The sequence below is a fragment of the Nocardioides ochotonae genome, from assembly GCF_011420305.2.
Lineage (GTDB): Bacteria > Actinomycetota > Actinomycetes > Propionibacteriales > Nocardioidaceae > Nocardioides > Nocardioides ochotonae.
In genome coordinates this window covers 2,618,200-2,637,574 of sequence record NZ_CP061769.1, presented here as the reverse complement: position 1 = coordinate 2,637,574, position 19,375 = coordinate 2,618,200, and the positions used below count along the sequence as shown (strand labels likewise).

22 protein-coding genes are annotated in these 19,375 nt (G+C 69.9%); 15 read left to right on the top strand and 7 right to left on the bottom strand.

What is annotated here, in order from left to right; all coding sequences use genetic code 11:
* Positions 1 to 48: 48 nt before the first annotated feature.
* From HBO46_RS12765 to HBO46_RS12735, 7 genes are all read right to left on the bottom strand, one after another.
* Positions 49 to 537, bottom strand: a complete 489-nt coding sequence (locus tag HBO46_RS12765) for a DUF4234 domain-containing protein (protein WP_166140724.1) — start codon at positions 535 to 537, stop codon at positions 49 to 51.
* Positions 538 to 715: 178 nt separating this feature from the next.
* Positions 716 to 1,354: a DUF427 domain-containing protein gene (locus HBO46_RS20595; RefSeq protein ID WP_224769031.1), complete on the bottom strand. Its 639-nt coding sequence runs from the start codon at positions 1,352 to 1,354 to the stop codon at positions 716 to 718.
* A gap of 50 nt (positions 1,355 to 1,404) precedes the next feature.
* Positions 1,405 to 1,827 (bottom strand): hypothetical protein, encoded by a 423-nt coding sequence (locus tag HBO46_RS12755; RefSeq protein WP_166140723.1) that lies wholly within the window; start codon positions 1,825 to 1,827, stop codon positions 1,405 to 1,407.
* A gap of 118 nt (positions 1,828 to 1,945) precedes the next feature.
* Positions 1,946 to 2,872, bottom strand: a complete 927-nt coding sequence (locus HBO46_RS12750) for a calcium-binding protein (RefSeq protein WP_166140722.1) — start codon at positions 2,870 to 2,872, stop codon at positions 1,946 to 1,948.
* A gap of 148 nt (positions 2,873 to 3,020) precedes the next feature.
* On the bottom strand, positions 3,021 to 4,874 hold the full coding sequence (locus HBO46_RS12745; protein ID WP_224769030.1) for a RecQ family ATP-dependent DNA helicase: 1,854 nt from the start codon (positions 4,872 to 4,874) through the stop codon (positions 3,021 to 3,023).
* Between the two features lie 117 nt (positions 4,875 to 4,991).
* Positions 4,992 to 5,885, bottom strand: a complete 894-nt coding sequence (locus HBO46_RS12740; protein ID WP_166140721.1) for an alpha/beta hydrolase family protein — start codon at positions 5,883 to 5,885, stop codon at positions 4,992 to 4,994.
* A gap of 101 nt (positions 5,886 to 5,986) precedes the next feature.
* A complete protein-coding gene (locus HBO46_RS12735; RefSeq protein WP_166140720.1) occupies positions 5,987 to 6,634 on the bottom strand; it encodes an alpha/beta hydrolase in 648 nt (215 codons plus the stop codon).
* 83 nt (positions 6,635 to 6,717) lie between these two features.
* Here HBO46_RS12735 and HBO46_RS12730 point away from each other — a divergent pair, with 83 nt between their 5' ends.
* The 15 genes from HBO46_RS12730 to HBO46_RS12660 all read left to right on the top strand — a co-directional run bounded on the left by HBO46_RS12730 (position 6,718) and on the right by HBO46_RS12660 (position 19,366).
* Entirely contained in the window at positions 6,718 to 8,190 is a 1,473-nt protein-coding gene (locus HBO46_RS12730) for a recombinase family protein (protein ID WP_191480150.1), read from the top strand.
* 465 nt (positions 8,191 to 8,655) lie between these two features.
* Positions 8,656 to 8,973, top strand: coding sequence for a hypothetical protein (locus tag HBO46_RS12725; protein ID WP_166140853.1), 318 nt, complete (start codon positions 8,656 to 8,658; stop codon positions 8,971 to 8,973).
* Positions 8,974 to 8,984: 11 nt separating this feature from the next.
* A complete protein-coding gene (locus tag HBO46_RS12720) occupies positions 8,985 to 9,521 on the top strand; it encodes a hypothetical protein (RefSeq protein WP_166140854.1) in 537 nt (178 codons plus the stop codon).
* A gap of 282 nt (positions 9,522 to 9,803) precedes the next feature.
* Positions 9,804 to 10,175 carry a calponin homology domain-containing protein gene (locus HBO46_RS12715; protein ID WP_166140855.1) on the top strand — a complete coding sequence of 124 codons (372 nt, stop codon included), beginning with the start codon at positions 9,804 to 9,806 and terminating at the stop codon, positions 10,173 to 10,175.
* 255 nt (positions 10,176 to 10,430) lie between these two features.
* Positions 10,431 to 10,667: a hypothetical protein gene (locus HBO46_RS12710; RefSeq protein ID WP_166140856.1), complete on the top strand. Its 237-nt coding sequence runs from the start codon at positions 10,431 to 10,433 to the stop codon at positions 10,665 to 10,667.
* A gap of 303 nt (positions 10,668 to 10,970) precedes the next feature.
* A complete protein-coding gene (locus tag HBO46_RS12705; RefSeq protein WP_191480149.1) occupies positions 10,971 to 11,183 on the top strand; it encodes a hypothetical protein in 213 nt (70 codons plus the stop codon).
* On the top strand, positions 11,180 to 11,338 hold the full coding sequence (locus tag HBO46_RS12700; protein ID WP_191480148.1) for a hypothetical protein: 159 nt from the start codon (positions 11,180 to 11,182) through the stop codon (positions 11,336 to 11,338). Before HBO46_RS12705 ends, HBO46_RS12700 begins: the two co-directional genes overlap by 4 nt.
* A 422-nt stretch (positions 11,339 to 11,760) precedes the next feature.
* A complete protein-coding gene (locus tag HBO46_RS12695; protein WP_224768996.1) occupies positions 11,761 to 12,090 on the top strand; it encodes a DUF7246 family protein in 330 nt (109 codons plus the stop codon).
* 297 nt (positions 12,091 to 12,387) lie between these two features.
* On the top strand, positions 12,388 to 13,080 hold the full coding sequence (locus HBO46_RS20870; protein ID WP_397185645.1) for an HNH endonuclease: 693 nt from the start codon (positions 12,388 to 12,390) through the stop codon (positions 13,078 to 13,080).
* A gap of 858 nt (positions 13,081 to 13,938) precedes the next feature.
* Positions 13,939 to 14,613, top strand: a complete 675-nt coding sequence (locus tag HBO46_RS12685; RefSeq protein ID WP_166140836.1) for a hypothetical protein — start codon at positions 13,939 to 13,941, stop codon at positions 14,611 to 14,613.
* Entirely contained in the window at positions 14,610 to 14,849 is a 240-nt protein-coding gene (locus tag HBO46_RS12680; RefSeq protein ID WP_166140837.1) for a hypothetical protein, read from the top strand. Before HBO46_RS12685 ends, HBO46_RS12680 begins: the two co-directional genes overlap by 4 nt.
* A 13-nt stretch (positions 14,850 to 14,862) precedes the next feature.
* Positions 14,863 to 16,254 (top strand): terminase large subunit, encoded by a 1,392-nt coding sequence (locus tag HBO46_RS12675; protein WP_166140838.1) that lies wholly within the window; start codon positions 14,863 to 14,865, stop codon positions 16,252 to 16,254.
* A 21-nt stretch (positions 16,255 to 16,275) separates the two neighbouring features.
* Complete coding sequence (locus tag HBO46_RS12670; protein WP_166140839.1) at positions 16,276 to 17,715, top strand: phage portal protein; 1,440 nt, start codon at positions 16,276 to 16,278, stop codon at positions 17,713 to 17,715.
* Positions 17,716 to 17,890: 175 nt separating this feature from the next.
* A complete protein-coding gene (locus HBO46_RS12665) occupies positions 17,891 to 18,397 on the top strand; it encodes a hypothetical protein (RefSeq protein WP_166140840.1) in 507 nt (168 codons plus the stop codon).
* Between the two features lie 60 nt (positions 18,398 to 18,457).
* Positions 18,458 to 19,366, top strand: coding sequence for a phage major capsid protein (locus HBO46_RS12660; RefSeq protein ID WP_166140841.1), 909 nt, complete (start codon positions 18,458 to 18,460; stop codon positions 19,364 to 19,366).
* The last annotated feature ends 9 nt before the right edge of the window (positions 19,367 to 19,375 follow it).

The window sequence follows — 19,375 nt, the reverse complement described above, 5'->3', positions numbered from 1 at the left end:
CGCGGGCGTCGCCGCACGCGGGGTGGCCGCGGGCGGCGTGCGGGTGGGTCAGGCGGCGCCCTGTGTGCGCCAGTAGTCGTTCAGGGCGCCGTTGGTCTTGATGAACCAGATGAGCGGGCCGACGATGATGAACGAGCCCGGGAAGTACCACAGACCGGTGGTGCCGGAGACCGGTGCGGGCCTGTTGCGGCGGGCGTACAGGTTCCCCACCTCGCTCGAGGTCAGGTACGGCATCACGATGCTGACGAAGAACGCCAGCAGCAGGGCGACGCCGCCGCCGAGGCCGGCGCCCGAGTGGTTCTTCATCTCCTGGTGCACCTTGTAGTACCAGACGAGCGTGTAGATGCCGAAGGTGCAGATCGCCAGCGCGATGCAGACGCCGGTGCCGCGGATCTGGCCCACGGGTCCGTTCCCTGCGTGGTACGGCGCGGGGGCGTGGCCGGGCGCGGGGGCGTAGCTCGGAGCCGGCGCGAAGGCCGGGGCCGCGGAGGGAAGCCCGGAGGCGTCACCGGGAGGGGGCGTGGTCTGCTCGGTCATCGTGCGTGCTCCTGACTGGCGGGAGTGCAGGCAGGCGCGCCGTGCACGGGCCTTCCCGCTGCGCGGGCCGGCCGGGCCGAACGTACAAAGCCGGCGCGGTGGGGGGACGGGGTTCGCCCACACCCGACCACGTGGTCTAGAACGGGTCGCTCGGTGGGCCGGACGGCGACCGGCGCTCTCAGCTGAACGGTGTCGTCGGCCGCTGGTGGATGACCCCGTCGACGGTGAGGTCGACGCGCTCGTCGTAGAACGCGACCCGGCCGGCGATCTTCGCGACGGCAGGCAACGGGTCGGCGTAGGACCAAGCGATGTCGTCCGCCTCAGGGTGGCCCGGGAGGCTCCAGTAGTCGTCGGTGGTGCCCTTGTAAGGGCAGGTGCTGCGGGTGTCGGATGCCTCGAGCAGTTCGAGGGCGACGTCCTCGCGGGGCAGGTAGTAGCGGGTCGGGAGGCCGGTCTCGAGCAGCAGCACCGGGCGCCTGCTCTCCGCGAGGCGTACGCCGTCGAGCTCGACGACCACGTGCCGGCTGCTGGCCAGCGCCTCGACCCGCTTGTGCGGGTCGCGCGGGTGCATGAGGACCGTCTCGTCCTCCTCGGTCCACCGGTCCAGGACCCCGGGCTGCCAGCTGAGGATCAGCAGGTCCGCGAGCGCGGGATCGTCGCGCACCCAGGCGGCGTGCGGGACCGTGCGCTCGCCGAGCGCCACGTCGTACCACTGCGCGACCGGGCCGTGCGGCCCGAAGAACGAGGACGGGTGGCGTGGCGCGTCGCGCGAGGGCCGGCTGTCGACGACCACCTGGTCGTCGAGGTGGGCGCGCACCCGCTTGTCGATCGGTTCGGTGCGCGGTGACGGACGCCCGCGACCGACTCTCAGCAGCGGGCGATGCTCGCGCGCCTCATCGTGCCGCCCAGCCCGCCGACGGTGACCTCCGAGATGCCGGAGCCGACGACGTCCCCGCGGGTCAGACGTAGCGACTTCGTGGCGGACTGCTTGCCGGCGGCGGCCCGCACCTTGACATTGGTCTGCTTCCCGTCGCGCTGGCGGTAGAGCAGGCCGATGTGGGCGTGCTCCGCCTTGCGGTTGTCGAGGCGCACGCGGACCCGCAGGTCGCCGCCGTCGAGGGGGACCTTGCAGACCAGGACGTTCCCACCGTGCACGAGGACGCCGCTCGTCCAGGCCGCCTGGGCGGGAGAGGCGAGCAGGGTGCCGGCGCCCAGGACGGACGCCACGACCGTCGCGGCCGCCGCCCGTCGGAGGGAGGCGCGGGCAGGGACATGGAGGGGATGAGGCATGCCAGGGTCCTACCCATCCGAGGAGGGGTTCAGACCTCCCTGAGTACGGCGAGCACGGGCCCACCCCGCCGCTCGAGCGCCGATGCCCCGAGCGACGCCGACGCCGGCGACCCCAGGGTCAGGGGATGCTCCGCCTGACCTCGCAGCTCTGCGCGACGTCACGGCCGGACCCGCCGTCGCAGCGGTCGCGGCTGGTGCCGCCCACGAGCACGTCGCGTCCGGTCCCACCGGAGATCCGGTCGCGACCGGAGAAGCCGCGCAGGATGTCGGCGCCGTCCTCGCCCCGGATGTTGTCCGCGCCGTCGCCACCGTTCACCCAGTCACCGTCGTCACCGGCCAAGATGGTGTCGGAGCCCAGGCCGCCGTACACCAGGTCCGCGCCGCCACCGCCTCGGATCACGTCGGCGCCGGTATCGCCGCACAGCACGTCGCGCCCGTTCGTGCCGACGAGGACGTTGCCGCCCGCACCTCCCGTCCTGGTGCAGCGCGGCGCGACCGTGATGTCGTCGGTGACCTCCGTGAGTGGGGCGGCCACACCGGCGGCGGTCACGTAGGTGAGGACCGCTCGATCGAAGACCCGAGCGTTGCCGTATCGGATCACCTGGTCCATGACGTCGTTGGCGTTCACCTCGACTTCGGTGCTGCCGACCTCGGTGGTGCCGCGGAAGACCTCCAGACGCGCCTTCGCGGTGGTGTCGACGATCGCAGGGTCGTCGTTGCCGAAGGCCATCTCGATGCTCGTGGTCGGGCGGGTGAGACGGATGTCGAGACCGGCCGTATCGCCGAAGGCGGCGATCGCCTGCCCGTTGCTTTGCGCGCCGTAGTTTCCGACGGAGATGTCCCCGGAGGTCGCGCGGAAGCTCACGTCGGGGGTCGCCACGCTGACGAAGCCTGCGGGTTTGTCACCCGGGGTGTCCCCGGTGAAGTCGATGACCGTGTCGGTCGGTACGACTGCGGCCGCCGGACCGGCGCCGAGCAGCGCCCCGGCGGCCCCGGCGGCCAGGGTCACGGACACGACGCTGGCCGTCCTGATCGTGGTGTGCATGGGAATCCCCTTCCACTCGTGCGGCGCCGGACGACGCCTCCCACCATCGAAGGACGGTCCTCGAGCAGGGTCAGCGCTGACCGCTGACCTCCCCGAGATCAGGGACGGCGGCGTTCACTGGGCGAAAGCGGGTGGGTGAGGGGCAGGCTCAGTGTCGGCCGAGCACCCCGAGCACCGACCCACCCCAGCGCTCGAGCTTCGTGGGCCCGATCCCGGCGACGTCGAGCAGCTGGGCGGTGTCGCGCGGGTTGCGCTCGGCGATCGAGACCAACGTGCGGTCCTGGAGGATGAGGAACGGCTGCAGACCGAGGGCAGTGGCCTGCTCGCGGCGCCACGCGTGCAGCGCGTCGAAGCGGTCCCGGGCCGCGGCGTCGAGGTCGCCGAGGACGACCGGAGCGGCGGCGGTGCGGGTCGTCGTACGCGTGCGGCCGCGGCCGGTACGACGACGCGAGCGCTTCGAGGTGCTGCGTCGCTTGCGGCTGGCCCGCGGCGCCCGGGCGGCCTCGACCGGCTGGTCGCGGCGCAGCTCGACGCGGACCTCCCCGCGCAGCACCCGCGCCGACGTCGGGGTCAGGTGCAGCGTCTGCCGGCCTCGGACGTCGCAGGCGAGGTGGCCCTGCGCGAGCAGCTGTCGTACGACGGCGCGCAGCCGCTCCGCGGGGACCTCCGTCTCGCCCAGGTGCTCGAGCAGGCCCGCGGTGTCGACCACCTGCCGGTCCTGGGCGAGCTCCGCGACGGCCCCGAGCAGGGCCTGGGCAGCAGGCGTGGCGTCGTACGCCGCGGGCGGCTCGGTGCAGGTGTCGCACCTCCCGCAGCGCTCGGGTGCCGGCTGGGCGAAGTAGGCCAGCAGCTGTCCGCGGCGGCACTGCAGGGTCTCGCACAGGGCGAGCATCGCCTCGAGGTTCGCGGTCTGCACCCGGCGCTGCGCCACGCCGCCGGGCGAGCGCGCGATGAAGCGGCGCAGCTGGGCCACGTCGCTGGTCCCGTAGGCGAGCCACGCGGTGGCGGGGCGCCCGTCGCGCCCCGCGCGGCCGGTCTCCTGGTAGTAGCCCTCGATCGACTTCGGCAGGTCCAGGTGGGCCACGAAGCGCACGTCGGGCTTGTCGATGCCCATGCCGAAGGCGATCGTCGCGACCACGACCAGCGGCTCGTGCTGGAACCGGGCCTGGGTGGCGCTGCGGACCTCCGTCGGCATCCCGGCGTGGTAGGCGAGCGCCTCGATGCCGTGCTCGGTGAGGAAGGCGGCGGTCTTCTCGACCGAGCGCCGGGTGAGGCAGTAGACGATGCCGGAGTCGCCGCGGTGCTCGCGGACGAGCAGGTCGAGCAGCTGGCGCCTCGGGTCCGCGTCCTTGGCCACGATCCGGTACTCGATGTTGGGCCGGTCGAAGGACGCCACGAACCGGCCCTCGCCGTCCGGGCCGAGTCGCAGGTCGAGCCGCTCGGCGATCTCGGTGGCGGTCGCCGCGATCGCGGTGGCGGTCAGGGCGATCCGCGGCACCTCGGGGAACCGCGCGGTGAGACGCGAGATCGTCAGGTAGTCGGGCCGGAAGTCGTGGCCCCACGAGGCCACGCAGTGCGCCTCGTCGATCGCGATCACGCTGATCGGCGCCCGGGCCAGCAGGTCGAGGGTGCCGGGCGCGGCGAGCCGCTCGGGGGAGAGGTAGAGCAGGTCGAGCTCGCCGGCGGCGTACGCGCGAGTGACCTCGCGGCGCGCGGCCGGGTCGAGGGATGAGTTCCAGAACGCCGCGCGGATCCCGAGCGCGCCCAGGGCCACGACCTGGTCGTGCATGAGGGCGATCAACGGCGAGACCACGACGCCGGTGCCGGGGCGCACCAGCGCCGGGACCTGGTAGCACAGCGACTTGCCGCCACCGGTCGGCATCAGGACCAGGGCGTCGCGGCCGGCGACGACGGTCTCGATGATCGCCGCCTGCTGGCCGCGGAACGCGTCGTGCCCGAACCGGGTCCGCAGGACGTGCAGGGCGGTCTCGGCGTCGGGCACGGGGTCAGCGTCTCGCACCGACCACGGACGGACCGCCACCGGGGTGGCGGCCCGTCCGGGCCGGAGCAGGCCAGATCAGCCAGGCCAGATCAGCCAGGTCAGATCAGCCAGGTCAGATCAGCGCACGCTGCTCACCGTGACGCTGGTGTCCGCGGCGTCGCCCGTCGTGTAGACGTACGTCGCCGCGGCGCTGTCGCCGAGCTGGGCACGCAGCCAGAGCGCCGACCACCGGGCGGCGGTCTCGATGCTCGCCGCCTGGGTGCTGGTCTGGGCGCTGGTCTCCGCCGTCGCCCCGCTGGGGTTCTGGACGTTGGTGATGCCGTAGTGGTTGGCACCGGAGACCCGGACGATCTGCTTGCGCCCGTTGGCGATCTTGGCGTAGGTGTTCTCGGCCTGCGCCGGCTCGGCCATGCCGTCGGACTGACCCTGCACGAGCTGCACCGGGATCTGGTTGTCGATGCTCGGGTGGATCCCGAGGATCGCGTTGTTGGTGCCGTAGAACGAGCCCGCCTTCACCGCCGCCGGCAGGTCGAAGGAGAGGGTCGTGCAGAACGGGATGGAGCACTTGTCCTCGGCGATGGACAGCCCGGTCGCACCTCCGAAGGAGTGGCCGAGCAGCACCATCGTGTCGGTGTCGATGCGCCCGTGCAGCGGCGAGGACGCCTTCGCGTTCTCGGTCGCCATCCACGACAGCGTCTCCCCGACCTGGCTGGTCGAGGTGTAGTAGTCGGTGTCGAAGAAGTTCAGCCGGCGGTGGTTGGGGGTCACCACCACGAAGCCGTACGACGCGACGGCCGCGGCGTACTGGCTGTAGTGCTGGCGGTGCACCTTGCCGCCCTGGAGCAGCAGCGCGACCGGCAGCTCGCCGGTGGCGTTCGTCGGGTAGTAGACGCTGGTGCCGTCGTTGGTGATCTGCGACTGGTAGGTCGAGACGGCCGCGGGCGTGATCGGGGATGCGGTTTCCGCGGTGGCCGTGCTCGGCGCCGCCAGCCCGAGGAGGGCGGTGAGCACCAGGGCCGAGAGTGCGCGCGTCGGTAGGGCGCGAAGTCGTGACATGGTCGTCCTTAGGTGGGGGGAGTGCCTGCGCCGCAGGGGCAGGCAGGTGACGAGGGTCAGCGGATCGGCGCGGCGAGCGGCAGGCTGCGGTCGACGAGGTCCTTCACCTTGGACCCGCAGGTGGAGACGACCGCCGCGTCGGTGCAGTAGTACGCCGCGGTGCGGGTGCCGGTCGCGAGGTCCTTGGCCCACGTGGAGCCGAAGTCACGCAGTCGCGCGGTCTGGGTCTTGTTGGCCGAGCAGCCGGCACCGGCGATGCCGATGATGTCGGTGTTCTCGCCCTCGACGTCGATGTGGCAGCTGCCGCCGACCGGCACGCCCAGGGTGTACTTCTCCCACACGAGCTGAAGGCCGACGTAGGGGTTGGCCAGCCCGATCAGCGCCTCGTGGGCGTTGTTGAAGCTGTTGGTCAGGCTCGGGCGGGCGGTCACGGCGAGCACCTGGCGGTTGCCGCCGTCGGAGATCGCCTGCAGGTTGGCGGTGAAGCCGCCGGCGGCGACGGGGTCGAACAGCACCGCGCCGGCGAGGTTGCCGTAGCCGTTGGCGTCGAGGCGGGCGCCCAGCGCGCTCGCGAAGTGACCGCCGGCGGAGTGCCCGCCGACGATGTAGCGGCTCGGCAGCGCCTTGCCGGCCGGCGGAGCGAAGGTCCGTGCCGTCATCAGGTCACCCAGGTCGTTGGCGAGCTCGGGGTTGCCGGCGGTCATGTCGCCGTTGACGAATCTTGAAACACAATCACGCACACCTAGACTGGATGCCGCACCACCCGCACGAACGAAGGACACGCACGATGACTGACCGCTGCTATGGCCGTATCTCACTGGACCGGGTCGACACGTCTGGCTCGATCAACAGGCAAGCCAACGCCCTGCACGAGAAGGTCGTGGGCGACTACGTCGACTACTTTGACCGGTCCGTGTCTGGGTCGGTGCCGTTCCGCAAGCGCCCTGAAGGCGCGCGCCTGCTGGCCGACATGAGGCGGGGCGACCGGTTCCTGGTAACGAAGATCGACCGCATGGCCCGCGACCTGAAGGACCTCCTGTGGCTGGTCGCCACACTGGACAAGGCGGGCGTCGAGCTGGTCGTCGTCGAGCAGGCTGGGCTGTCCGGTAGCGGCATGGGGAAGTTCATGCTGATGATCCTGGGTGCGGTCGCCGAGTTTGAGCGCGACCTGATTAGGGAGCGCCGCACTGAGTCCGCGAAGGCGTTCCGCCTGGACAAGCGGCACTCGTCGGGTCGCCCGCCCTACGGGCTGCGCGCCGTCCCTAACCCTGCCGGTCGCGGGCTGGTCCTGCGCCCCGACCCGGTCCAGGCCCCCCTCCTGCGGGACGCCGTCGCCGCGGTCATGGCGGGTGAGTCTGCCCGAAAGGTCGCGGCGGGCCTGGGGCTGTCGCCCGGCAACTTCTCGAAGTTGCTGCGCAACGAACGGCTCGCCGGAATCATCCCGCCCCCGCGCGTGCGCGACGCTAATGGGCGCGACACGAAGGAGCCTGTGCCCGGCGTCGCCGCGCTCGAGGATCCCGACATGGCAGTGTTCACGATGACCGAATGGGCGGATATCCAAGACTGGGTTAACCGTAAGGGCACTAAGACCTGGACCCCGAACGGCGGCTACGGCGCGGCCCTGGCCTGCGAGGCCTGCGGCGGACGCCTCTACAAGGTGCCGCACGCCCGCTCCGACGGATATCAGTACCACTGCCGCCGCGTGGACCCGGTCCACACGATCGACAAAGCCCCTGCCGGGTCGATTTCGGTCGCCCGCGCCGACGGCTACCTCGAGCGGCAGTTCCTGACCATGTTCGGATCCCTGCCGGTCATGGAGGTCGTCCAGGACAGTGACGACACCGCCAAGCGTGAGGCGATCGCCCGCGCGACCCACCACCTGCACGCGATCACTGAGGCAATCGCGCACGCCGACCTGGAGGACATGGACCGCGTCACTGAGCTCCAGGCCGAACAACTGGCAGCCATGCGCGCGCTAAAGGAGGCGCAGGCGATGGACGTTGCCAGTGTCAGGATCGAGCGTCCCACCGGTGAGACGTACGCCGACGTGTGGCACCGGGCGACCGACACTGAGCGCGCGGATCTGCTGACGAGGTTCGGGCCGTGGACGGTCCGCCCTGGGCGGATGAAGAACTGGGAGGAGCGCCTCTCCTGGACCCCGACTGACGCGGCCCTGCGCGACACTGCCACGGCCCTGGCCCCCGACTATCTGGCAGGCCAGACCGACGAGGTCGCCGTGGAATGGGATGCCACTGCCTGACCTGTAACCTGCGCCACCGTGAAGGGGTCGCCGGGACGCGATTAGCGTCCTAGCGGCCCCTTTGGCGTGTAGCAAGTGTCGAAACTACCTACATCCTCTATTAGTGCTAGAAGCGGTCGGTCGCTTCTAGCGGGAATAGGGAATGTAGGTAGTTTCGACATTTCCTACATCGGCAGGGCACAACTGCCCCACGCCCCCCGGTCGTTCGGCCCGACCCCGCCCCCGAGGCCGGGCGCAGGCTGAGGGACTGAGCCGAAACCGGGAGGGACGGATGCCTACCTATGTCTGCGAGGCGCGCCTAGACCTGTGCCGCCGCGAGTACCAATGTGCCCACACGACCACGGACTACGCCGCCCACTACCTGCACGAGGCCCGCGCGCAGCACGTCAACTACGACATACCCGACGACAAGGGCTACCCCGTCGCGGTCATGTGGCAAGACCACCCGCCGCTAGGGAGCCCGCGATGACCGCCATGAGTGGCGCGCCGCGGGTGTACCGGCTGACCGCCCTATTTCCCATCATCGACATGCCACCCGACGAGGTCGTGACCGACGCCGACGCTGTCGACTACGCCGCCGCGCAGCTCGATCGCATCCTCGGCGCGCGCCGCGCGTCGGTCCTGGTCGGCGACGTCGCTGGCGCGTCCCTAGTCCCTGGCGGGATGGCCGTCGCCGTGACGACATTTACCGTCGGCCCCCGTGAGGACCCCGACGTGGTCGGCGGCGGGATCCTGGCCCTGGCCGGCTGTATGGGCTACTGGGAACTAGTCCATACCCGATGAGGAGGACCGCTATGGAAACCACCCCCTACCGCTGCCCGTCCACCATCGTCGTCGGCGGCAAGATCCTCCAGTGTGCCTTCGAGGTCGGCACGTCTGCGCCGGTCTGGGAGGCGCACCGCTACACCGGGTCGCACTGGAACGAAGAACTAACCGACGACGACGGCGACGCGCTGACAATCTCCTGGGAGGCTGCCCGCCCCGCGCCCCCGCCGCAACATGTCACCGGGACGTATCAGATCACCCTCACCGCGTCGCCGGTCGCGCGTCCAGGCTGGAACAGTACGGAATCCGCCGACCGCCTGCGCCGCCTCATGCTGACCACCCTGGCCGACGCCCGGCGCACGGAGCTGACGGTCACGCCGGTACGCGACGACGACGGCGAGCCCGCCCTGGTCGTCGCCACGCAGTTCGCCGCCTACGACGACACGCACGCCCTGAGGATCGCCCACGCCCTGCGTCAAACTGCGGCGGGCATAGGCACGATCGCCACCACGAACCACCTGTGGGATATCGACCACCACCCGGCGCGCATCATCGAAGCGCCCTAACGCGCGCCACCCGACGCCCGCCCCCCGACGGCGACCCCGACGAGGGGCGGGTCTGGTGTCTAGGGCACTAGGTCCTGTCGACCCGCGCCGCCGTACCCCTTCCGCGCACCCCGTCCCTGAGGCACGCTAGGGATATCGCGTCGGGACCGCCGTACTGGCACGCGGACTCAACAACCCGACGCGCTAGGGCGCGGGACGTCCCGACCGTCCCCGGTCGCCACATAACTGACGTCCCGCGCCTGACCCCGGCCCGACTCACCTGCAGTGTCTAGGAGGTGCGGCATGTCCGAACTGATCGAGGTCCTACGCGAACGGCAGGCACGGGGCGGACGCCGACGCGCAGCCCTGTACCTGGGCGGATTCACCTACCCCGCTGTCGAGCTGGGCCACCGTCACGCGCACGCGCCGACCGGCCCCGACAACGCCCCCGTGCATACCCTCATGTGGGGCGGGCATCATGCCGCGGTCACTTTGGTTTCCGACCCGCGCCACGCGCACCGCTACGACGACGCCGACGACCTGGGCGCAGCCCTGACGCTGCTGGCGCACCTGGGATTCCACGGACGCCCCCGACAAGCTCCGCCGACGCCTGCGGACCTGGACGCCGACCCGCCCCCGACTCGCTGGCCGGCGGATCCCGGCGCACGGCGATAGGTGCCGCTTCCGCGCGAGACGCCCTCTCTTCCACCACTAACATACTACCGCGCACCGCGTCAAACCCCCAAAACGGCCCCGCCGTTCGCGCCGTTCCCTACCCCGTGGTCGGGACTGGTCGGAAGGTGACACCCGCAAAGTAAGGCGAGCGGCGGGGTCCGCAGAACCGTGCCCGCGCCCTGCCCCCGAGTCGCGCGAAACGTTGCGCGGAGGTACAATGAAAGCCCAAAGAGGGAAAGGGAAAGGAGAGGGACAATGGACTGGGAAGCTTTCGCAGAGGGTGTCTGGGAGGCAGTCTCCGCCCACGCTTGGGATGCCATGTACGAAGCCCCCGACGGGAGCGGGTGGACTGCCGCGGTCGGCGAGACTTGGGCGGGTGCCCTGTACGGGGTCGAATGGAACGCCTACGGTCAGCAGGCCGTCTACCACTTCGACACGGTCGAGGAACAAACCAATTGGTTCGACAACGTCGTCGCGGGTGCGGCGGCGTGAAAGGAGTTGAGCACGATGACCACCATGACCACTGACCACGAGGTCCACGTCGAGTACGTCGGCGGCAACTACTGCTGGAAGCCCGTTTGCACCTGCGGCGCGCACATGTGGGGGTACACCGCAAAGCACGCCGCCGAATGGGTCGGCGAGGACCACGTCAAGGGTCTACCTGGTCCTGGGTAACGAGCCCTACGAGCTGGTCGCCGACTACACCGTTAACCTGGACCCCTGGATGGACCCCATGACCCACGACTGGTGGGGGTATGAGTCCTGGGCACCCTGGAACTGAGGAGGCTGAGTCCGATGATCGTCCTGCACACCGAGCGGCACGGCACCTACGCCGTCCACGCGGACGCGCTAGCCAAGACCCTGCCTGAGTACGACGGCTGGCCGTCCGCGCACCTCACCGATGCGATCGTGGCCCTGGTCGGCGTGCCCGTCGGCGACTATTCCGACCTGACCGACCTCGAGAAGGTCATCGTCCTGACGTGGCTGACAGGAGGCGCAGTCGGATGAGTGACCTGATCTACGTGGCGTATACCGACGTCGACGGTGCGCAGCACATCGAGGGCGTGAGCCCGCCCCTGGCTGCGGTCCTGCTCGAGGCCGGCCTGGGTCGCCTAGCGACGTGGCGCGATAGCGGCGACCCGGTCATAACCGACCACGACTGACAACGCCCCCGACCCCTAACTAGGGACCGGGGGCGTTAGGCGTTTAGGGACGCGATCAGTTCCCACCTACCCGCGCACTGGACGACCTGCGCCGCTGCCTGGACGCCGCTGCGGTCGTCCGTATTGCCCTGACCGCCTTGCGTCCGGCGCGCAGTAGTGGGCGGGACTGCTCCTCAAACTGCGTCCAGCAATCCCGGCACATCTCCAGCTCCACGCGCTGGCGGTCGACTTCGACGGTATGGGTTTGGACGTCGAACAGTTCGCCGACGTGGTCGCATAGGTCGCATGACAGGACGACGATCGTTTTACTGGTCATGTCTGGCAAGGTACGCCGACCTGCCCCGGTTGTGAAGCATCTCTGAGCAACTGCCCCCGCACTGGCGCACTCACTCATCGTCAACCCCCGACATGAGGAGGCGCCTATGCCCCCGCGCCGTCGCAAGACTGCGCCACCCCCGCCGCGTCACGACCCCGCCGCGGGCTGGATCTTTACGACCGACTACGTCGCGCCGTCGGGTCGCCACCTGCGCCCCGGCGTGGAGTTCTCGGTGCGCGGCGAACGTGGCCGCTTCCGGTTCCTGCGCCACGTCCGAACGGAGACCGGGACCGAATGGGTCGAGGGCATCGGCGGGCCTAAGGGCTGCCACCAATGGCGCTCGTTCCGGCCCGACCGGATCCGGCGCGTCCACGTCAAGGCGCGCGTTATGCCGGTCAGTCGCGTCGGACTCAAGGCGGTGGGCCGTGCCCGATGAGCTCGAGGATCTGGCCCTGCGTTTCGTGGACGACCCCGACGACGTCGAGGCCCTGGTCGCCGCCACCCGTCGCCGGATCGAATGGCGCACCCGCCGCGGTGGGAAGCGCTGCTCCAGGTGCGGTGAGGTCCTGCCAGTCCGGCAGTTCGCCCGCGACTCTGGACGGTCCGACGGACTGGACCACCGCTGCCGCGCCTGCCGCCGACGGGCGTGACGACCCGCCCCGAATACGGGGCGTATGTGGGGCGGGCCGTCACTTAGGCGGCGACGCTACCCCACTACTGGCGCACTAACTATATGGACAGGGGCACACCTGTACGCCGTGCCGCGCGACCTTATATAGCGGGCAGGCTACCGGCTGCCCCTGTCCTTGACCCTGTCCCTGAGTCTGCCGCCGATGACGTTGCGCCGCGCCTGCTCGCCCGCGCCGCTTCGGTGGCCCGCCCCCGTGCTGCTCCCTGGTCACGTGCCGGGTCGAGCGCCGGGGGCGTTCTCGTTTTAGGAGCGCCCTCATGCCGACGATCACCGAGCCGCTGTTGCGTCTCCGCGTCATTCGGGCCGGTGGCTATCGGTGCGGGTGGCGTCCGCGTAAGAACGTCTCCCCGTGCGGCGCGCCCGCGCGTTTCGCCGGATTCTCGCCCGCTAGCCGCACCCCTATCCCTTTGTGCCCCCGCCATGCCGACGACGCCTAAGCCACGTAAGAAGCGGCCCCGGTCGTCGGCGAGGTGGCGCAGGTTGCGGGCGCACCTAATGCGAAAGGCGATCGCGCACGGTACTTTCAAGTGCGTCGAATGTGGCATCGCCCTGGACGCGAAGGCCCCTCGCTACACCCCGACCGCTGCCGAGCTGGACCACATCCTCCCCGTGGTCGATCGCCCAGACCTAGAGTTCACTCCCTCAAACCTTGCATGGCGCTGCCACCCTTGTAATCGGCGTAAGGGTCGCAACCCTGACCCGCTGATCTACATGCCTACGACGAGGCACTGGTAGGCCCCGCCCTGGGACATAGGGGCGGGGGTCGTAGGTGGCCCCCGGCGCGGGATCCAGGCGGGGCGGAGGGCGGACCGGGGGCAGTGGTGGGCGGTCCTGGACATGGCCCGGCCCTACTACTTGAGCCCGACCCTCGGACCTAGGCGTGGCGTGGGAACCGTGGCCGGCTGTTGGCTACTGACTGCACGGGCATCCCCCGTGCCTGCCCTCGACCACAACCAAGCGGCGCTCGGCACGGCGCATCCATGCACCAAGCACGCGCTTGGTAAGCGCGCGTTGACGCCCCAACCAAGCGACCGTTTGGTCGACCACCGAGCGCAACGAACGAAAGCAAACTACCAAGCACGCGCTTGGTTTAAAGACGGACCCCCGCACCGCACGCGCGTCGACGAGCGCGTCCCGACGACCAACCAAGCGTCCGCTTGGTCGCAATCGACCAAACACTTGCTTGGTTGACCCTGGGGACCGACCCCTAAAGGGGGCTGATTACACCCCCCTCGTTCCTTGTCCCCCCTACACACACGGCTGACGGATTCCACAGGGGCAGGCCGGCCGCTCGTCGACGAAGCGCCACCAACCAAGCGTCCGCTTGGTGACGCCACCCAAGCACCCGCTTGGTGCCCCCGGTCGGATTTAAAGACGGCCCCTATGCGTCGACCTAGCACTTGCTTGGTACCCCGCCCGCCGCAGCGGCAGGGTACCCAAGCACCCGATTGGTTTCTTACCAAGCGCCCGCTAGGGACGCGCGCCGCATCCCGCGTCATATCAACCGATGCGGGCCGTTCACCAAGCGCGCGCTTGGTTCCCTGCCGCACCTCTAGACAGGAAGGACCGCCCGTGGGCGACACATTTCGGGCCGTGACGTGGAACGTCCAACACGGCACGCCCCTCGACACGATCGAGCGCATCCTCATTGACCTCCTCCGCGACGGCGTTAGCGTGTTCCTGATCCAGGAGGCGACCGCCCCTGGACTGTGCGCGATGCTGCGCCGCCACGGCCTAGGCGTCGCCTTCGAGGCCCCCGAGTTTGTCGTGGCCTGGCGGCGTGATGAGTGGACCGCAGTGGCGAAGCGCGGACACGTCCTGAGCCCGACCCCGTACGGGCGCAACCGTCGGTCCCGCGCCGTGTCGGCGATCCTGTGCGACCGGCAGGGGCGCACCCTCGAGGCGCTCTGCTACCACACGCCGTCACAGGTCCAGAACGTCAACCCCCGCACCGATCGCCCCAACCGGGTCAAGGCCGTGCGCGAGTCGATGGCGACCCTGAAGACGATCGCCGACAAGTCGCACACCCGCGCGGTCCTGTTCGGCGGCGACGACAACGTAGACGAGCGGCACGGTCGCGGGTGGGACTTCATGCTGGCCGCGGCGACCGGGCTGCGGCAGCTCGTGGCCCCCGCGGGCACGCACGGCACGCGCAAGATCGACGACTTCCGCGTGCGCGGGCTGGTCCCGGTCGGAGCTGGCTCGGTCCGCCCCGGTGGCGGCGACCACCGGGCGCACGTTCGCCGCTTCCGGTGGGCGGGCCGATGAGGCCCCTCACCGACGCGGTCGCCGTGTCGCGCCTCGAGGGCTTGATCGCCCTCCGCGACCGACTGGCCGCGCAGATCGACGAGACCGCCTCGGCGCGCGACGTCGCCGCCCTCTCCAGACAACTGACCGAAGTGATGCACCAGATCGACGACCTTACGCCGAAGGAGGACGCCGCCGATGACCTCGCCGCCCTCATCCCCGGCCCCGCCTGCGGAGACCTCTCACCGACCCGGTGAGGCTGCGCCCCGCGTGCGGCACGCCCCGCCGCGCGTCGGCACCGTCGGCGAGAAGGTCGTCGGCCTGGCCCGAAACATCGGCCTAGTTCTCGATCCCTGGCAGCGCGACGTCATCCTCGACGCCCAATCTGTCGACCCGGTTACCGGCCTGTGGTCGACCCCGCGTGTCGCCGTTAGCGTCCCGCGGCAGAACGGTAAAGGCGCGATCATCGAGGCCCTCGAGGTCGCGTTCCTGCTGGGTGTGTTCGGCGACGCCCGACTCCTGATCCATTCCGCGCACGAGTTCAAGACCGCGCAGAACGGTTTCCAGCGCCTGCTCTCCTACTTTGAAACCGTGCCCGCCCTTGAGCGCGCACGCAACGAGAAGCGGGTCAAGATCGGCACCGCGGCGGCGCGCGAGTTTGTCACCGTCGACGGTCGGACCGTCAAGTTTCTGGCCCGCTCGAAGGGGTCTGGCCGTGGGTTCTCTGCGGATCTGCTAATCCTGGACGAGGCGCAGGAGCTGGGCGAAGAAGTGTTCGCCGCGATCCTGCCGACCGTGTCGGCGCGCCCTAACCCGCAGATTTGGCTGTTCGGCACGCCGCCGTCGCCGACGATGTGCGGCGAAGTGTTCACCCGCTTCCGTGAGTCTGCACTATCCGGCGACGATTCGCGCCTCACGTACCTCGAATGGTCGGCGACGACCGATGACCCATTCGATTCCCCGGCGACCTGGGCGGCGACAAACCCCGCGCTCGGCGTCCGCATTTCCGAGGACACGATCCGCGACGAGTTCTTCGCTATGGACGAAGAGACGTTCTGCCGCGAACGCCTCGGCATGTGGGATGGCAGCCTGGCCGCGCTCCGCGTGATCCCTGAGGACGCCTGGGCGGCGCTCGTCTCCGACGCCGACCCCGAGGGTCGCGTCGTATTCGCCGTCGACGTGTCGCCTAATCGGGATCATGCCTCGATCGCCGTCGCCGGGCGCATCGCCGACGGTCGCGTATCCGTCCAGGTCGTCGACAACCGTCGCGGCACCGGCTGGGTTGTCGACCGCCTCGCCTCACTTACCGCGCGCTGGCCGACCGCGTACGTCGCCGTCGATTCGATCGGCCCTGCCGCCTCACTGCTCCCCGAGATGAAGCGGGCAAAGATCAAGCGGATCAAGGTCCTATCGGGCCGTGAGGTCGCGCAGGCGTGCGGAGGGTTCTACGACGCCGCCGTGCAAGGCCGACTCGCGCACCCCGATCAACCCGTCCTAAACGACGCGCTAGCAGCGGCGCGGAAGCGCCCGCTCGGCGACGCCTGGGCATGGCACCGCAAGGACCCGACAACCGACCTGACCCCTCTGGTCGCCGTCACCTTCGCCGCCTTCGGCCTATCCCTCGCCCCTGAGCGCACCCCGTCGCGCGTCGTCATTCTTTGACCCCGAAAGGAGCCCCCCACGGTGGCCGTCGCTATCGACCTGTCGACCCTGCGCCTCACCGACGATGAGGCCGACCTGATTGCTGAGCACCTGCACACCCTGGCGCGCCTGCGTATGGGGAACCTGATGCGCGCCGCCTACTACGACGGAAGGCAGCGGGTCCGGCACCTGGGCATCGCAATCCCGCCCGCCCTGCGCAACATCGAGGTTGTCGTCGGCTGGCCCGGTACCGCCGTGGACGCCCTCGAGGAGCGCCTGGACTTTCAAGGCTGGACCTCGACGTCGGGCGGCGACCTGTTCGGTCTGGACGAGATCTTCGAGGACAACGGGCTGGCGATCGACGGTGCGCTGGGCCACCTGGACGCGCTGATCTACGGCGCGTCGTTCGTCATCCTGGGCGCTGCCTACGACGATGAGCCGAGCCCCCTCATTACCGTCGAGTCGCCCCTGCGCGTTACCGGCGAATGGTCTGGCCGGCTGCGCCGCCTGACGTCCGCCGTGTCGATCGACGAGGTTACCGACGCGGGCGACCCGCAGACCATCACCCTGTACCGGCCCGACTACAACGTGACCGCGACGTACCGCAGCGGCGTATGGCACGTCGAGGACACCGAAGGCCGGCCCGGTCGTGACCCGCACCGGCTGGGACGGGTCCAGGTCGTGCCCCTGGTCAACCGTCCGCGCGCGTCCCGGCCCTGGGGGCGCTCGGAGATCACCCGCGCAGTCCGGTCGACCACCGATCAGGCCGTGCGGACGTTGCTCGGCATGGAGGTCAACCGGGAGTTCTACAGTGCCCCGCAGCGGTACGCCCTGGGTGCCGATGAGTCGTCCTTCGCCGACGCGGATGGCAACCTGCGCACCGGCTGGGAGCTGGTCATGGGCCGGATGCTGGCCCTGCCCCGCGACGAGGACGGCGAACTGCCGCAGGTCGGCGAGTTCAACGCTGCCAGTCCCGCGCCCTACCTGGAACAGGTCAGGGGACTGGCGCAGTTGCTGGCCGCTGAGGCTGCGATCCCGGCGACTTACCTGGGCTTCATTTCCGACAACCCTGCCAGTGCCGACGCGATCCGCGCCGCTGAGGCGCGCCTGATTAAGCGCGCTGAGCGTCGACAGGTCACCTTCGGGCGTGCGTGGCGTGAGGTCGCCCGCCTGGCGCTGCTGATCCGTGAGGGACACGTCCCCGATGGTTTCAACGAGGTCGGTGTCAAGTGGCGCGACGCTGCGACCCCGACCCGTGCCGCTGCTGCCGATGAGGCCGTGAAGCTGGTCGCCGCGGACATCCTTCCGGCTGATTCTGAGGTCACCTACGACCGCCTGGGCCTGACCCCGCTGGAGAAGCGGGTCCTGGCCGCGGACAAGCGGCGCGCGCGCCCCGCGGTGACCGTCGCGGCCCCGGTCGCGCCGACCCCGGCGCAGGCAGGGCTCGAGGACACCGACGACGACGCGGATCCCGCCGCGTGAGCCTGGGCGCAGGCCACGGCCCCTGTGACTGCGTGCCCGTCCCTGTTTTTCCGGGAGCGGCCCTGCCCTACGGCTACCGACCCGGTCGCTACAGGACCCCCTGACGGTCCTGTCGCCCGCGCGTGACCGCACGGTCCCGCGCCACCAACCAACTACCCGCACGGGAGGACCCCTTATGTCTGCCATCGAAACCACCCCGACCCCTGACGCCCCTGAGGAGCCGCACGGCACCGATGAGGCCGCCGAGGCGCCGACCGTTGACGCCCTCAAGGCTGAGCTCGAGGACGTCAAGCGCCATTCCCGAAAGTGGGAGGAGCGCGCTAAGTCGAATAAGGCCGCAGCCGATCGCCTGGCTGAGCTCGAGCGCGAGCGCATGACCGACGACGAACGGCGCACCGCTGACCTCGACGCTGCGAACACCCGCGCCGATGAGGCTGAGGCCCGCGCCGCTGAGGCTGAGGCTGCCCTCGTCCGCCTGCGGCTGGCCGTCGAGCTGGGCCTGTCCAGTGAGGACGCCGAGGCACTTTCGAAGGTCAAGGGCGACGAGGACACCTTGCGCGCCCTGGCTGAGCGGCTGGCAGACCGTCCCGGCCCGCGCCCCAACCCTGGGCAGGGCAAGACCCGAAAGTCCACCGAGTCGACCGCGGATCAGTTCGCCGCGGTCCTGGGCGGGCTTCTCTGACCTACCTAACCACCGCGAACCGTCACGCGCGGCTCGCGCACCCCGAAAGGATTGACCCTCATGGCTGAGAAGATGCACCGCGGCGACGCCCCTGCCGCGATCCTGCCGAAGGAGGTTTCTGCTGAGATTTGGCAGGACGCGCAGGAGCAGTCTGCCGTTATGTCGCTGTGCAACCGGATCAACCTCCCCGGCGTCGGTATTTCCGTCCCGATGATTACCGGCGACCCGGCTGCCGACTGGGCCGGTGAGACCGACGAGATCGCCGTCGGTGACGCGGCTGTGGACTTCCGCGAGATGAAGGGCCACAAGATTGGCGTCATCGAGACCTTTAGCAAGGAGTTCCGCCGCGACCTGCCCGCCCTCTACGAGGAGCTGCGCCGTCGCCTGCCGGGCACCATCGCCGCGAAGTTTGACGCCACTGTGTTCCACGCCGAGAACGGCACTGGCCCGGTTAACGGGACCACCTTTGACAGCCTCAAGGCGAAGGTTACGCAGGAGGCCGGCCTGGCTGCTGCCACCGCGTACACCGACCTGGTCGAGATTGACGGTCTGGTGTCCGCCGCTAACGGCACCGTGACCGGTTTCGCGCTGGCCCCGAAGGCCCGCGGCATCCTCCTGTCCGCGACCGACGGCAACGAGCGTCCGCTCCTGCTCAACGACGTCGCCCGTGAGGGTTCCGTCAACTCCCTCCTCGGCGTCCCGGTCAAGCGGGTCGGCGCGGTCTACGCCCCCGCGGATGACGGGGCGGAGGTCCTCGGCTACGCCGGTGAGTGGTCGAACGCCTTCTATGGCGTTGTGCAGGATATCCAGGTCGAGGTGTCCGATCAGGCCACGATCACGAAGGGCGGTAAGGCCCTCAACCTGTGGCAGCGCGACATGTTCGCCGTCAAGGTGACCGCGCACCTGGGCTTCATGGTCCGTAAGGGCCGTGAGGACCGCTTCGTGCGGATCACTGGCGCGTCCGCCTGAGCGGATTAG

Bases quoted from the DNA above. Each gene is read 5' to 3' on its own strand.
- HBO46_RS12765 (WP_166140724.1), bottom strand. From the start codon at position 537: ATGACCGAGCAGACCACGCCCCCTCCCGGTGACGCCTCCGGGCTTCCC.
- HBO46_RS12755 (WP_166140723.1), bottom strand. From the start codon at position 1,827: ATGCCTCATCCCCTCCATGTCCCTGCCCGCGCCTCCCTCCGACGGGCG.
- HBO46_RS12750 (WP_166140722.1), bottom strand. From the start codon at position 2,872: ATGCACACCACGATCAGGACGGCCAGCGTCGTGTCCGTGACCCTGGCC.
- HBO46_RS12735 (WP_166140720.1), bottom strand. From the start codon at position 6,634: ATGACCGCCGGCAACCCCGAGCTCGCCAACGACCTGGGTGACCTGATG.
- HBO46_RS12730 (WP_191480150.1), top strand. From the start codon at position 6,718: ATGACTGACCGCTGCTATGGCCGTATCTCACTGGACCGGGTCGACACG.
- HBO46_RS12725 (WP_166140853.1), top strand. From the start codon at position 8,656: ATGACCGCCATGAGTGGCGCGCCGCGGGTGTACCGGCTGACCGCCCTA.
- HBO46_RS12720 (WP_166140854.1), top strand. From the start codon at position 8,985: ATGGAAACCACCCCCTACCGCTGCCCGTCCACCATCGTCGTCGGCGGC.
- HBO46_RS12715 (WP_166140855.1), top strand. From the start codon at position 9,804: ATGTCCGAACTGATCGAGGTCCTACGCGAACGGCAGGCACGGGGCGGA.
- HBO46_RS12710 (WP_166140856.1), top strand. From the start codon at position 10,431: ATGGACTGGGAAGCTTTCGCAGAGGGTGTCTGGGAGGCAGTCTCCGCC.
- HBO46_RS12705 (WP_191480149.1), top strand. From the start codon at position 10,971: ATGATCGTCCTGCACACCGAGCGGCACGGCACCTACGCCGTCCACGCG.
- HBO46_RS12700 (WP_191480148.1), top strand. From the start codon at position 11,180: ATGAGTGACCTGATCTACGTGGCGTATACCGACGTCGACGGTGCGCAG.
- HBO46_RS12695 (WP_224768996.1), top strand. From the start codon at position 11,761: ATGCCCCCGCGCCGTCGCAAGACTGCGCCACCCCCGCCGCGTCACGAC.
- HBO46_RS20870 (WP_397185645.1), top strand. From the start codon at position 12,388: ATGGACAGGGGCACACCTGTACGCCGTGCCGCGCGACCTTATATAGCG.
- HBO46_RS12680 (WP_166140837.1), top strand. From the start codon at position 14,610: ATGAGGCCCCTCACCGACGCGGTCGCCGTGTCGCGCCTCGAGGGCTTG.
- HBO46_RS12665 (WP_166140840.1), top strand. From the start codon at position 17,891: ATGTCTGCCATCGAAACCACCCCGACCCCTGACGCCCCTGAGGAGCCG.
- HBO46_RS12660 (WP_166140841.1), top strand. From the start codon at position 18,458: ATGGCTGAGAAGATGCACCGCGGCGACGCCCCTGCCGCGATCCTGCCG.